Below are 13,351 nucleotides of genomic sequence, written 5' to 3'. Positions count from 1 at the left end.
TTTAGCCAAGGCTGAAACCAGTTCACTTCATCACAACTCTTCACGAAACGACTTCATTAAAGAAATGACTATGCCCAACAAGATAAATAAGAAGGGGAAAGCGGCAATAATAGAAGCCGTTTGTAATCCCTGTAATCCACCTGAAAGGAGTAATACAATGGCAGATGCAGCAATGATGAAGCCCCATGTTAACTTAACTCCTGTTGATGGATTTAGCGATCCATTTGTCGTTTGCATACCCAGTACAAATGTAGCTGAGTCAGCTGAAGTGATGAAAAAGGTACTAATTAAAACCAATGAGAGGAGCATGGTAATGATACTGAATGGAAACTGATCTAACATCGCAAAAAGTGCTGATTCTGTACCGTTTTGTGACATAATCCCATATAAGTCTACTCCTTGACTCATTTGCAAAAAGAGACCTGAACCACCGAAAGCGGAAAACCACAAGGCACCAAAAAGCGTAGGAACAAACAAAACACCGAGTACAAACTCTCGTACTGTTCTTCCTTTGGACACTCTCGCAATAAACATACCTACAAAAGGAGCCCATGCAATCCACCAAGCCCAATAGAAGATCGTCCAACTTTGCGCCCAATCCCGTTTCGCTAAATTAAATGCCCCTAAATCAAGACTCATGACAGGTAGATTTTGTATATATGTACCTAGAGAAGAGGTAAAAGTATTCATAATAAACTTAGTTGGGCCCACTATGATGACAAATGCGAGCAATAGAAGTGCAAACCACATATTTAGATTGCTTAACATTTTAATGCCTTTATTTAAACCTGTTGTAGCGGATAGCATAAAGAGGAGCGTGATTGCGATAATAATCCCACTTTGAACTCCAAATGAATTGTTAATCCCCCATAAATAGGAGAGCCCGCCATTGATTTGCGATGCGCCAAACCCTAGCGAAGTAGCAACACCAAAAACTGTAGCAAATACAGCAATAATATCAATGAATACGCCGATTGGGCCTTTTACTCTATCTCCAAGCACAGGATAAAACACAGCGCTAATCAGGCCAGGCGCTCCTTTTCGAAATTTAAAATACGCAAGTGCTAATCCGAGTACAGTATAAATCGCCCATGGATGTAATCCCCAGTGAAAAAAGGTATACCGCATCGCTTCCCGAGCTGCTTGTGTTGTTTCCGGTGTAGCTTCCGGAGGTGAAAAATAATGATAAAGCGGTTCCGCAACTCCCCAAAAAACTAAGCCAATTCCCATTCCAGCACTAAACAACATGGCAAACCAAGTAAATAGATGATACTCTGGCTTCTCATCATCTTTACCCAGTTTAATCTGACCATACTTACTAAAAATCAAATAGATACAGAAAAATAGAAAGATGGAAGCCCCTAGTAAAAACAGCCACCCAAATTTATCTTTTAGCTCATTTTGCACGTTTGAAGTCATATCATTTAGGCCAGTTGGCGAAATGACGCCCCACAACACAAAGATCATAGTTATGGCTACTGATATTATAAACACACTTGTAAACTTTTTAGACATCATTACATCCTTTCCGATTATAATATAAGGTATAATTAAACGTATTTATTGTAACACACCCGATAATGAAGTTATAATTAGCTAAATTGACATAATAAGCACTCACTTCTCATATCGTACCCGCTTGGTGCGGAAAACATGCAATTCCTCCTATTCTTACCTGGATATGGTTACCCCCTCACTTTGAATTATTAAAATAATTCGTTTTCATAGGATAGAGCAGAGCATCTTAGCTTCTCTGCTCTATTTTCTGTTTGCCACCATATAGCGAATACCAAAAAATACAATAACACCTGCCAGAAGTAGAAATCCGTACATCCAACCTTTATTTCGGATGGCGCGCTGTTGCTGCTCACGTAAGGCAACTTGAGTTGGATTCACATCAGGATGTTTATTTATCCTTTGTTTACGCAAATTTATTTCACTTCGTTTGAAATCCTCAGGTGAATACATTCGATCTTCATATGGTGGGTCCTGCTGCTCAGCATACGCTGGAACACTCCAAACACAGAAGCTTAATAATAGACAAAGCCAGGTTAAACATATTTTTATTCTCATCAATCATTCGTTCCCTTCCCATAATCATTCTTATGGGTAGGTTTACCGGATTCATCTATCATTATGAGCCGTTTGCTTAATCCACACGTCAGCAAACTCTTCTTCCTTAAATCCAACTGTTACCCATTTCCCATCGGTAACGATTGGACGTTTGATCAACATGCCATCCGATGCTAACAGTTCAACTTGCTCATTTTGACTCATATCCTTTAATTTTTGCGATAAACCAAGTTCACGATATTTTTTTCCACTCGTATTAAAGAATTTTTTAATTGGTAGCCCACTTTTTTCAATCAGATCCTCCAAGGTTTCTTTAGACGGAGGATTTTCTGCAATGTGAATTTCGTTCAATTCAACGCCATGCTCTGTCATATATTTTTTCGCTTTACGACACGTGCCGCATTTCGGATAAAGATACATCGTAACGTTCATACCACCACTCCTCTAATTTAGGATCGATCATACTCAATATCTTGTACTCGTGCTCTCACATTTACCACGCGAGCAGCGATAAAGAAGAAATCAGATAGACGATTTAAATAGCGTCTCACTTCCACATTTGTATCTCCTGCCTCAGTTAGTGTAACCGTTCTTCTCTCTGCTCTTCGTGCCACAACACGGCAAATATGAAGAGCAGCCGCTAAAGCGGTTCCCCCTGGCAGTATAAAACGTTGCAAAGGTGCACATTCTGTATCATATTGATCGATCCAATTTTCTAATCGTGTTACCTTATCTGCAGTGACTTGATAAGTTCTTTTTTTGCTCACTTGGGCCAAATCGGCGCCTGCATCAAATAGTTCATGTTGGATTTCAGTTAAATGTTGTCTAAGATCATTATGCTTATCCATAGCCATTTTACAAATCGCATTACCTACGAAAGCATTCAACTCATCTATTGTTCCGTATGCCTCAACACGAATATCATCTTTACTAACTCTCCCGCCTACCAAAGCCGTCTTTCCCTCATCGCCAGTTCGTGTATATATTTTCACATAACTCACCCTCCTGCATACCCGTTTAAAAAAATTTGTGGTACTCCTTTGGTTGGATGTGCAATGATTAGGGGCTCAATTCCATATACAGCCTTAATATGGTCCGTTTGGATCACATCATTAGGTGAACCCTGCTGATAAATTTCGCCCTTTTTCAACATGATGATTTCATCACAATATAGCGCGGCTAAATTGATATCATGTAAAACCATTAGTAAGGTGGTATTTCGCTGGTTTTTCCACTGGTGTAACTTATCTAAAATACTAAGCTGGTACTGCAAATCTAAATAGGTAGTGGGTTCATCGAGTACAATTAACTTCGGTTCTTGAACCATCGTTTTTGCCAAGGCAACTCTTTGCCTTTCACCGCCACTCATTTCGGTTAAAAATCGATGCGTAAAAGCCGTTAGCTCCAATTCATCCATCATATCTGCTACCCTATTTTTATCGTCAGCTGACAACCACAGCTTATTCCCCTGTAATGGATATCTACCCATTTCGACAATCTCAGAAACAGTAAACAAGATTTCAGGCAGTCCTGTTTGTGGTAAAACACCGATATATTTGGCTCGTTCTTTATGAGAAAAGCGAGTTAAGGGTTCTCCTAAAAATGAAATCATTCCACGATCGAGTCGTTCTTCACCAATAAGCAGTTTCAGCAAGGTGCTTTTTCCACTGCCATTCGGACCAATAATGGCTATGCTTTTGCCAACATCTATACTTAAGTTGACATTTTTGATAACAGGTAAATGGTCATAAGATTTTTGTAAACCTTTCGCTACCAACAAATGAAATACCTCTCCTTATTTATGCTGATAAACGATCTTGACGTTTTTTTAAAAGAAAAGCAAAAAATGGGGCTCCAAAGAAAGCGGTTATAACCCCCAATGGTATCTCAATCGGACTGAGTACGGTACGTGCGATATAATCACACCACACCAGAAAAATAGCACCTGAAAGCGTTGCGAGTGGGATTAGCTTACGATGATCTGCTCCTGTGACCAAGCGGATCATGTGTGGGATCGCAAGCCCTACAAAGCCAATTGTTCCAGATACCGCGACAGCAGCTCCTGTTATAACGGAAGCTAATAATAGCAATCCCCAGTAGATCGTATTTACGGACACCCCTAAATGGGCCGCTGAACGAGTTCCGAGTAAGAATAAATTTAACTCGCGACTATAGATCAAAGCCACAATAAAGCCAATACATAATACAATTGAGAGCACAAATAAATGTTCCCAGTTTCTAAAAGATAAACTCCCCATTAACCAAAACTGAATGCGACGAAACAAATTTTCAGGTGTAACCGATAATACAAACGTTAAAACAGCGCCTAAAAAAGCTTGTATCACCACTCCAGCCAAGATGAAGCTTTCCGATTTAATATAAGGGCCTTGCCCTAATTTCAATACCATCAACAACGCCAAGCAAGCACCGACAAAAGCATAGGTTGGCACATGCCATTGCCCCAGCCAGTTGATTCCCCAACCGATCCAAATGGCCATCGCGGCCCCAAGTGCGGCACCAGATGAAACACCTAGTACAAAGGGATCTGCTAATGGGTTTTTGAGCAATCCTTGATAAATCACACCTGCCAAAGCTAAACTAGCACCTACTAAAGCTGCTAACAAAACACGCGGTAGTCGAATCTGCCAAATAATTGCGCTTATCGCTTCGTCCACTTCGATACCCGTCCGAACGTCTCCCCATATTTCAAATCCGATTACCTGCCATACGGTATGAAAGGCAACATCAGCAGAGCCTGATGATACCGTAAATGAAATGGAAAAGAGGAGAACGATCAATAATCCCCCTCCAACTAAATAAGTTCTTTTCATAATTACTGAGTTGCTTGGAAATGTTCAGGATAGAGTGCTTGGGCCATCCTCTCTAATCCCTCCACCAAACGCGGGCCAGGGCGATTGACCAAGTTTGGATCAATCACGTGAACCTGTTTATTTTTAACCGCAGTAATCGCATTCCAACCTTTACGGCTATATATTTCTTTATCTGATCCATATGTAGAAAATATGACATCTGGATTCCATTTCACCACTTGTTCTGCACTAATTTGGGGCCACCCTTGCTCCTGCTCTGCCACATTTTCCCCTCCAGCAATGGTTAGTAGTTCATTGAGCAACGTCCCACCACCAGCAGTATACAGAGTCGGATCAATCTCTATCCATACTTGTTTACGATCCTTTTCTTGTGGAGCAATCTGATGCACCTTTGTAAAAATCTCACGCTTTTTATCTTCCATTTGCTTAACTAATTCGTCAGCTTCTTTTTTGCGATTGGTTGCTTGTGCAATCACATTAATCGATTGATAAACATCCTTTATACTTTTTGCATCTGTTACAATCACTTTAAGACCTAAATTCCCCAGTTGATCGATGGTCTCCTTGCTGTTTAAATTACTGGCTAAAACTAAATCTGGCTTAAGCGCTACGACCTGCTCCGTATTAATAGTGAAGTCTCCTACTTTAGGTAAATCCTTTACCGCTTCAGGGTAGTCATCGTTTGCCGTAACCCCTACCACTTCATTTTTCAAGTCGAGTGCAAAAGCAATCTCTGTCGTACTTGGAATGAGAGAAACAATTCGTTTCGGCTCCGACTCAATCGTAATTTTATGATTCGCCTGATCCGTAAGATGGATAGGGTACTGAATGGAGCGTGGTTTCTGTGGGGTTTTAGTCTGTACTGATTCGCCCTCTTGAGCTGTACATCCTACTACCAAACTTAGCATAAGAACGAATGTCATCATTAGTGCAAAAATACGTTTCTGCTGTAAATTGTACATGTTGTATTCTCTCTCCTTCATTCCTACAAATAGCTAGTAAACCCGTTTCAGCCAAGTCTGAAACATCGGGGAATCAGGTGGAGACGCTACTCCACCTGATTAAAGCTCCACTTATAGAAGTGGAGGTCTGAACCCATCCTAAAGATCAATTGATATCATATTGATCTAAACAAAATATTTCGATCTATTCATCGTATACTCATTCATTATATAGTAAGGATGAAAGCGTTTCAATTTACACTAGAAGGAGTGTATTCGCATGAAAAAAGCATTTGAAATCAAATATTCCGGTCAGGATCGAACCATTCGTGGAGACGTACACATTCCCACAGAAGCCGAACATGTGCCTGTCCTCGTTTTGTGTCATGGTTTCAAAGGATTTAAAGATTGGGGCTTCTTTCCTTCCTTAGCCGATCAACTAAAGTTAGCTGGCTTCGCTGTAATCACTTTTAATTTTTCTATGAATGGTGTAGGTGCTGATTTAGAACACTTTACAGAACTAGACAAATTTAGCATGCTGACCTTTTCTAGTGAACAAGAAGATCTGCACCGCGTGTTACAAGCCCTCAAAAATAGCGAACTTCCTTTTACAAGTCATATGAATTTAAATGCAATCGGTCTAATGGGGCATAGTCGTGGAGGAGGGAATAGTTTAATCTATACTTTAAATCATCCCACAATGATTCAAGCGGTAACGGTTTGGAATAGCATTAGTCAAGCGAAGTTTTTTAGTAATGCGCTAATAGAAGAGCTTAATCGTAACGGAGAGGCCTATATTGAAAATGCCCGAACCAATCAAAAAATGCCCATGAAAAAAGAGATCATTGAAGATATTGAGAAGAATCAAGATGCATTTTCAATTTTAGCGCGCATCCATCAGTTCCCTTGTCCATTACAGTTTATTCAGGCAGATCAAGATGTACTCCAGCTTCGCGAAGGTGTATCTCAACTCCATCAAAAATGTCCATCTTCCATCTTACACTGGATCGAGGAAACGGGTCACACCTTTGGTGCCACACATCCTTTTAAAGAGATCACAAAACCTTTAGCAGAAGCGATTCATGAGACCATTAACTTTTTCCAATCTCATTTAACCTCATCATCGTAAAAGAATCGAATCATTCCACAAAATGTGACATGCTCAATGAGTAGTCACATTTTTCATCTCCATACGATACATAACTTCAGGTACAATAAAATGAAAGTCCGTCAAAGGAGACAATTATTCATGATTTATTCTGACTATTTAACAGCTATGACTTATGAAATAGATAATCCCATTCGTTATTTTCTTAACCGATCTATCTATTTAAATGACTATATCCAGCAACCCATTACCCTTACTTTTCAGAATGAAATTCGTTGTATACACTGTAATCGCCTGATTCCTAAAACGTATAATAGCGGTTCTTGCTACCCCTGTTTTAAATCATTGCCACAAAACGATTTATGCATGGTTAAGCCCGAGCAATGCCACTATCATCATGGGACTTGTCGTGATACCGCTTTTGGCGATTCCACATGTATGCAGGCACATATTGTTTATTTATCATTAAGTAGTGATATGAAAGTAGGCATTACGCGTAAAGAAAATAGGATAAAAAGATGGATTGACCAAGGCGCGGTTCGCGCAATTCCAATAATGGAAGTTCCAACACGCCTGGATTCTGGTGTGATTGAATCAAAACTCGCCCAAATTATAAAGGATAAAACAAATTGGCGTAAAATGTTAAAAAATGAATATGATGATCAGATTGATTTAGTCGCTAAAAGAGCGGAAATAATCCAACATATTCCAAATTCCTATCGTTCTTTTATCATAGATCACCCTCATCTCTATACCTTTAACTTCCCTCATTTTAATCCACCGCCTAAAATCACATCCCTCAGTCTAGATAAACAGCCTGAAATTACGGGAACTTTAATTGGAATCAAAGGGCAATATCTTATTTTTGATAAAGGCGTATTTAATATGCGTAAACATAGTGGTTATCGTGTTCATATGCGGTTAGGATCAGACTGATCCTAACCGCTATTTAAAAGGATTACGAAAGCGAATAGGCATATCCCATCTGCGCCTCCACCTACTAAATTGGTCACGTTCCTTATATAAAACCAATATACTTATTGTAATAATCAGAAACCACACATAAAGATTTGTAGCTAACCCGATCCCCAAAATAATAATGGAGATTGTGGTAAGTAGGGTAGATAAAAACAAATACCGCGTGGAAAATAAGCTAAGCATATAAATACAAATCCCAATTCCAATTAAGATCGGACTTAATATAAATAATGCTCCACCTGCTGTAGGAAGCCCTGGACGACCCCGAAACTGCTCAAATATGGGGTACATGCTCCCTAAGACCACTCCAACTGCACATAAGCTAGCCGTTAACCAACTGCCCAATAGCAACCCCAATAGAGCGGCTACCATCCCTTTCACAAAATCAATTAATACCAGTAAAAAACTTTCCTCTTTATGGAGCGATTCCACCTGAATCACCCCGAATGGATTTCGATGCTGTGATAACGCCCACCAATGAAGTGGAATCGCTCCGATTAAATAAGCGATGATGATAGCAAAAAAATTTAACAAAGAAAACACCTCAATTGTTAAGCTGGTAACTTCCGAACAATTAACAAAGCGATGATAAACATGCCGCAATATCCAAATAAGGGGTATAAATAACTAACCAATGTTGGAAAGCCTAGTAATGAAAACGCATATGCACAAATAAAGATGAGGGCCATTAATCTTTTCTTTCCCATGGGTACAGCAGATTCGAGATTAGCCGCTAAACCATAAACATTTCCGATCAATGTCGTAAATACTTCTCCCCACATCACAAGTAAAAAAAACATTTTAATGCCTACTCCTAATACTTCAATTACAAGAGCCATCGGAATATCTAACGATATCATTTGATCAAGACGTAGCTGCATAGCGATATGACCGATCAATAACATCAGTCCTAGCCCTACTCCACCTATCCATCCACCAATTCGAATTGTAATTTTGTCGGAAATTTCGGCCCCTAATGGTACCAATACAGCTTGTGACATCGCGAGATTAAAAGCGACATAGGTTAAAGCTGAAAACAACCAATTTCCAGTATGATTGCTCGGTTCCAATTGGGCCAATTGAGAAAAGTCTCTCGTTTGCCAGCTATGAATCCCAATCAATAACATAAAAAGGAGCATAAGTGGCACAACCAGTGCATTGATAGACAAGATTCCTTCCATGCCACGAATGATGACCATGTAAGCTAACACAGCTGTCCCGATAACACCCACATGGAATGAGAGACCGATTTGTTCTTCAAATAGCGCACCTGTTCCTGCCATCATTGCTGTCGTTACACCAAATAATGTAATACCCACAAATATAGAAACCCAGTGTCCTATACGCTCTCCAAATAGATAGTGATTCACTTCTTCATAAGATTTGGCTTGTAATAGATGCCCCATTAACATCATCCGTGTGCCTAACCAGATAAACAACACGGTGCTCACCATTATGCCGATTGTACCCCACCATCCAAATAAACTGAAAAACTGTAAGATTTCTTGTCCTGATGCAAAACCAGCCCCTACTACTGTACCAATATAAGTAAAACCTATTTTTAGCGAATTCATCCATCGGTTCGTCACTATTCATCCCCCTACGCGACTTGTCCTGCAACCAAATTATGAAAAGAGGGACGAACTTAGAACCACTTAGATAAAAAGAAGCGGTTGACATCAACTGTCAACCGCTTCTTTTTATAGATTAAAATCCAAAGCCGCCGTTTCCTCCGCCGCCGTTTCCTCCGCCGCCGTTTCCACGGCCGTCATTTCCACGACCGTCATTTCCACGACCGTCGTTTCCGCCGTCGTTTCCGCCGTCATTTCCGCCGTCGTTTCCGCCGTCGTTTCCGCCGTCGTTTCCGCCGTCGTTTCCGCCGTCATTTCCGCCGTCGTTTCCGCCGTCATTTCCGCCGTCGTTTCCGCCGTCATTTCCGCCGTCGTTTCCGCCGTCGTTATCATCATTTCCTTTTTTCTTAGCTTTAAAAGTTACTTTTTCTTCATTGGAAGTCAATTCACGCTCATCATTTTCTTTCGCTTGTGTATCAATCGCAATCACACGATAATGATATGTTTTTTCCTTTTTCCTAAACATATTCTCAAGCCCATCTAGAAAGCCATCTTCCAATTCAGGGATTTGAATATTGGTGTCGGAGTAAGCCGTTGATCCGCCAGGAGCTTGACCGATCTCTTGCCAATTCCCCCCCTCATCATCATAACGTTCTATCCGATAGCTCACACGTTCGTTTTGCTTTTGCCAGCTCAGATGGACGACAGCATCACCTTTAGAAGCCTTTAACTGTGGTGCTTCTAATTTAAATGGTTTTTTAGGTTCTGCTACATCTTTAGGCTTTTTAAAGCTTTGTTTTTCTGTACCTGCAACTGCTTCTGAAACAATCTCACTAAAGATGGCGGCTGGAGCACCCCCACCACCTACACCAAGATTTTTTGGCTTATCATTTAAAGGATAAAAAACATCCACAGCACCAACTAAATTAGGCGTATATCCAACAAACCATCCTTCTTTATTTCCGTTAGTTGTCCCTGTTTTACCAGCTAATGCCCTACCATCAGCTATTTTTGCTTTTACCCCGGTACCACTTTGTATATTTTTCTCAAGCATCCGTGTCATGTAGTACGTAGACTTCGGGTCAAATACGGTTACCTTTTTTAGTGGTTTGTCAGGCTTAATTTCTTCTTTATCCTCATCATTGTACGTCACTTGCTTGACAGCATGTGCCGGAATATATGATCCAAAGTTTGGATAAACGGAGTATGCTTGTGCCATCTGCACCGTCGTTACACCTTTTGACATCCCACCTAATGCTAGCGGTGAGTAGCCGATATCCGCCTCTAAAATGGGGAGCCCCAGTTTTTTTCCCACATCAACAGCTCGTGACAGAGAAACTTTTTCAGCAAGTGTCCAAGCCGCTGATTTATTCAATGATTTTAGGACGGCTTTCTCCATCGTCACATTACCTTGCGCTCCACCCGTGTAGTTTGAGGGATTCCAATTCCGAACATCTGTAGGATAATCAATATCTTTCAGTATACTGTACTCGTTCATATCCTGATCCATAATAGCCGGTGTATAAACGGTGAGGGGTTTAATCGATGAACCTGGTTGTTTAAGTTCTAGTGAACGAATACTTGCTTTAGCCGTATAATTACGGCCACCGCCGATCGCTTTAATCAGACCCGTTTTTGGATCTAACATCGTAACACCGAAATCTGCATTGTCCCCTAAATATTTCCCTTTATCTTTAAGTAAAGATTTACTATTAGCATAAGCATTTTCCACTGCTTGCTGCGTTTTTACATCAAAACCAGTCTTAATTAAGTAACCGGCTGACTGTAAATCATCATATTTAAGACCATAACGTGATTCTAACTCTTTTTCTACGTAATCTTTATATGCATCATATTTAGCTGTCTTTAAATGTTGATCCACATATTTCTTATCCACACCGAGGTCTTTTTCAGCATATTTTTTGGCTTCTTCGTCCGTAATGAGTGGCTTAATCTCATCATCCAATGGCATCACATCCATTAAAATGACATTACGCCGGACTTTTGCCTTCTCTGGATTTGCATATGGATTATAGGCAGTTGGCGCTTTAGGCAATCCTGCGAGTAATGCAACTTCGTGAGGGTCAAGTGTCTGTTTGGTCAAATCTTTGTTAAAATAAATTTTAGAAGCCATTTGTACCCCGTGGACACGGTTTCCTAGGAAGTTATAATTTAGGTATGCTTCAAGAATTTCATCTTTTGATGCTTTTTTCTCTAAGTTTAAGGCACATGCCAATTCATTGATTTTACGCGTATACGTTTGTTCTGTGTTTTCCAGCACCACATTCTTACATAATTGCTGTGTTAAGGTACTTGCGCCTTGACGACTACCAGTAAAGATATTTTTTACAACAGCTCGCGCCAAACCTTGAAAATCAAGCCCACTATGATCATAAAAACGACGATCTTCTGTCTTGACAAAAGTATCGAGCAACATCGGATTCTTCTCTTTCAAGACTTCGATATCCACTGACTCTCGGTTTTCAGAGCCAATCCGAGCAATAATGGTTTTGTTATCATTCGCCAATATTTTACTCGCGTTTCCGAAATCCCCTTTTTGAATCTTCTCAAGCTTGTCGCCATATGTTGTACCTGCAAGTACAACTGCTGAAAATCCACCAATCATCAATAAGATGGTTGTAATCGCGACTAAGGTAATCCATTTCCAGTTAAAAAAGCGCTTCCAGCCTTTTTGCGGGCCTTTGCCATTTTTACGGCCCGAACCATTTGAACGCCCCGAACGAGAACGTGATCCAATTCGTTCACTTCTCGTTCGCAGAGGAGGCGCTCCATCATTTCCATTGCGATTGTGTATATCACTCATATTACTAACCTCCTACGGCAATCCAACTCTCTGATTATCCATAATTTAACAAATTCAAATAACTCACTCCTGCCCATGTAGTAAAAAATCACGGAGATAAGTTCTGGTCAAAAATGTAATTCAACTTACTTACTGACTATGATATGATGATGGGCGAGGTGACAAGCATGAATATGAAAGCTGCCGTTTTTGCATGTAATTTTACCGGGGTCTTAGCGCTACTCGCTTCATTCTTTCTATGGAAAGTAGCAGGCACCAGTCTGTTCATACTTGGACTGGTGGGTTCCGGTTTTTGGTTTGGATTAGGTTGGTTTTTTAAACGTTCATCTCCGGATACGTAAACGAACTACAAAATGTCGGGTGTCATAAATCATTTCACCCGAAATTCTCTCAACTAAATATTACAGGAATGTTACATTAACCTTATGCTTATTTTACATGAAAGTTTAAATTTGTGAAACCCCCAGTACCTGTATCAGAAATGAAATGACATACAGTATTCTATCACATTATACGCTGTTCACAGCCTAAGTATAAATAAAAAAGCCACGAAGTGTGGCTTTGGCTTAATTTATTTTTGTCTCCAGTATTCGCTTTGCCATCCATACCAACATGACAGCTGCACCCACCATACAAGTTATCATCCCAAGAGGCTCCAAACTTTCCCATAAAGCAGATGCCAACAGTATAGTTGCTGTACTTGCAATTGCAACGGTCCCTAAAAAGCGGTTTTTAGTTATCCAGTGAAACAACCAACTACATATCGTTAACGCCCCCACTACTTGCCATTCCAAAATGGAAAAGAAAGGACCATTACTATCAAATAACAAAAAACTCACCTCAAATCTACAGTCTAATCGGCACGTTCTTCATCTAGTTCGTCTTCATTTGACACAGTTGGGAAAGCATGGAAGGTATTTGACAAAGTTTGTATGTCCCGATAAAGATTATCGATGTCACCATCATATTGCTGCTCTCGTTTATGCAAGTGAATCCTCCTAAATGATTAAAGTTATCTCTAGTAT

Annotated in this window: 15 protein-coding genes; 3 read left to right on the top strand and 12 right to left on the bottom strand. The window is 40.2% G+C overall.

Going from position 1 to position 13,351, the window contains the following annotated elements; translation table 11 throughout:
* Window positions 1-30: 30 nt before the first annotated feature.
* The 7 genes from IC619_RS04445 to IC619_RS04415 all read right to left on the bottom strand — a co-directional run bounded on the left by IC619_RS04445 (window position 31) and on the right by IC619_RS04415 (window position 5,866).
* Window positions 31-1,515, bottom strand: a complete 1,485-nt coding sequence (locus IC619_RS04445; RefSeq protein ID WP_191139282.1) for a glycine betaine uptake BCCT transporter — start codon at window positions 1,513-1,515, stop codon at window positions 31-33.
* A 243-nt stretch (window positions 1,516-1,758) separates the two neighbouring features.
* Window positions 1,759-1,929, bottom strand: a complete 171-nt coding sequence (locus IC619_RS04440) for a hypothetical protein (RefSeq protein ID WP_191139283.1) — start codon at window positions 1,927-1,929, stop codon at window positions 1,759-1,761.
* A gap of 195 nt (window positions 1,930-2,124) precedes the next feature.
* Window positions 2,125-2,505: an arsenate reductase family protein gene (locus tag IC619_RS04435; RefSeq protein WP_191139284.1), complete on the bottom strand. Its 381-nt coding sequence runs from the start codon at window positions 2,503-2,505 to the stop codon at window positions 2,125-2,127.
* A 17-nt stretch (window positions 2,506-2,522) separates the two neighbouring features.
* On the bottom strand, window positions 2,523-3,065 hold the full coding sequence (locus IC619_RS04430; protein WP_191139285.1) for a cob(I)yrinic acid a,c-diamide adenosyltransferase: 543 nt from the start codon (window positions 3,063-3,065) through the stop codon (window positions 2,523-2,525).
* A 5-nt stretch (window positions 3,066-3,070) separates the two neighbouring features.
* Complete coding sequence (locus tag IC619_RS04425; RefSeq protein ID WP_191139286.1) at window positions 3,071-3,853, bottom strand: ABC transporter ATP-binding protein; 783 nt, start codon at window positions 3,851-3,853, stop codon at window positions 3,071-3,073.
* Between the two features lie 19 nt (window positions 3,854-3,872).
* Window positions 3,873-4,871, bottom strand: a complete 999-nt coding sequence (locus IC619_RS04420; protein ID WP_249669719.1) for a FecCD family ABC transporter permease — start codon at window positions 4,869-4,871, stop codon at window positions 3,873-3,875.
* A gap of 35 nt (window positions 4,872-4,906) precedes the next feature.
* A complete protein-coding gene (locus IC619_RS04415; protein WP_191139288.1) occupies window positions 4,907-5,866 on the bottom strand; it encodes an ABC transporter substrate-binding protein in 960 nt (319 codons plus the stop codon).
* A gap of 259 nt (window positions 5,867-6,125) precedes the next feature.
* Here IC619_RS04415 and IC619_RS04410 point away from each other — a divergent pair, with 259 nt between their 5' ends.
* Both IC619_RS04410 and IC619_RS04405 read left to right on the top strand, forming a co-directional pair.
* The gene (locus IC619_RS04410; protein WP_191139289.1) at window positions 6,126-6,974 is read left to right on the top strand and encodes an alpha/beta hydrolase family protein; all 849 of its coding nucleotides are present in this window, start codon (window positions 6,126-6,128) and stop codon (window positions 6,972-6,974) included.
* 120 nt (window positions 6,975-7,094) lie between these two features.
* A complete protein-coding gene (locus tag IC619_RS04405) occupies window positions 7,095-7,889 on the top strand; it encodes a DUF2797 domain-containing protein (protein ID WP_191139290.1) in 795 nt (264 codons plus the stop codon).
* Window positions 7,890-7,898: 9 nt separating this feature from the next.
* Here the strand turns inward: IC619_RS04405 and IC619_RS04400 are convergent, their stop codons facing one another.
* The 3 genes from IC619_RS04400 to IC619_RS04390 form a co-directional block, all read right to left on the bottom strand.
* A complete protein-coding gene (locus tag IC619_RS04400) occupies window positions 7,899-8,465 on the bottom strand; it encodes a glycerol-3-phosphate acyltransferase (RefSeq protein WP_191139291.1) in 567 nt (188 codons plus the stop codon).
* A gap of 17 nt (window positions 8,466-8,482) precedes the next feature.
* A complete protein-coding gene (locus tag IC619_RS04395) occupies window positions 8,483-9,520 on the bottom strand; it encodes a YkvI family membrane protein (protein WP_191139292.1) in 1,038 nt (345 codons plus the stop codon).
* A 118-nt stretch (window positions 9,521-9,638) separates the two neighbouring features.
* The gene (locus IC619_RS04390) at window positions 9,639-12,326 is read right to left on the bottom strand and encodes a transglycosylase domain-containing protein (protein ID WP_191139293.1); all 2,688 of its coding nucleotides are present in this window, start codon (window positions 12,324-12,326) and stop codon (window positions 9,639-9,641) included.
* 167 nt (window positions 12,327-12,493) lie between these two features.
* Between IC619_RS04390 and IC619_RS04385 the strand changes: the two genes are divergently transcribed.
* Window positions 12,494-12,667 carry a hypothetical protein gene (locus IC619_RS04385; protein WP_191139294.1) on the top strand — a complete coding sequence of 58 codons (174 nt, stop codon included), beginning with the start codon at window positions 12,494-12,496 and terminating at the stop codon, window positions 12,665-12,667.
* A 225-nt stretch (window positions 12,668-12,892) separates the two neighbouring features.
* On the opposite strand, the gene IC619_RS04380 is transcribed toward IC619_RS04385, so the two are convergent.
* Complete coding sequence (locus IC619_RS04380; protein WP_191139295.1) at window positions 12,893-13,156, bottom strand: hypothetical protein; 264 nt, start codon at window positions 13,154-13,156, stop codon at window positions 12,893-12,895.
* 23 nt (window positions 13,157-13,179) lie between these two features.
* A complete protein-coding gene (locus IC619_RS17025) occupies window positions 13,180-13,314 on the bottom strand; it encodes a hypothetical protein (protein ID WP_283770925.1) in 135 nt (44 codons plus the stop codon).
* Between the last annotated feature and the right edge of the window lie 37 nt (window positions 13,315-13,351).

The organism is Polycladospora coralii, from assembly GCF_014773435.2.
Classification (GTDB): domain Bacteria; phylum Bacillota; class Bacilli; order Thermoactinomycetales; family Thermoactinomycetaceae; genus Polycladospora; species Polycladospora coralii.
Note: the sequence above shows the minus strand (reverse complement) of the source record. Positions and strands in the feature narration are given on the sequence as shown.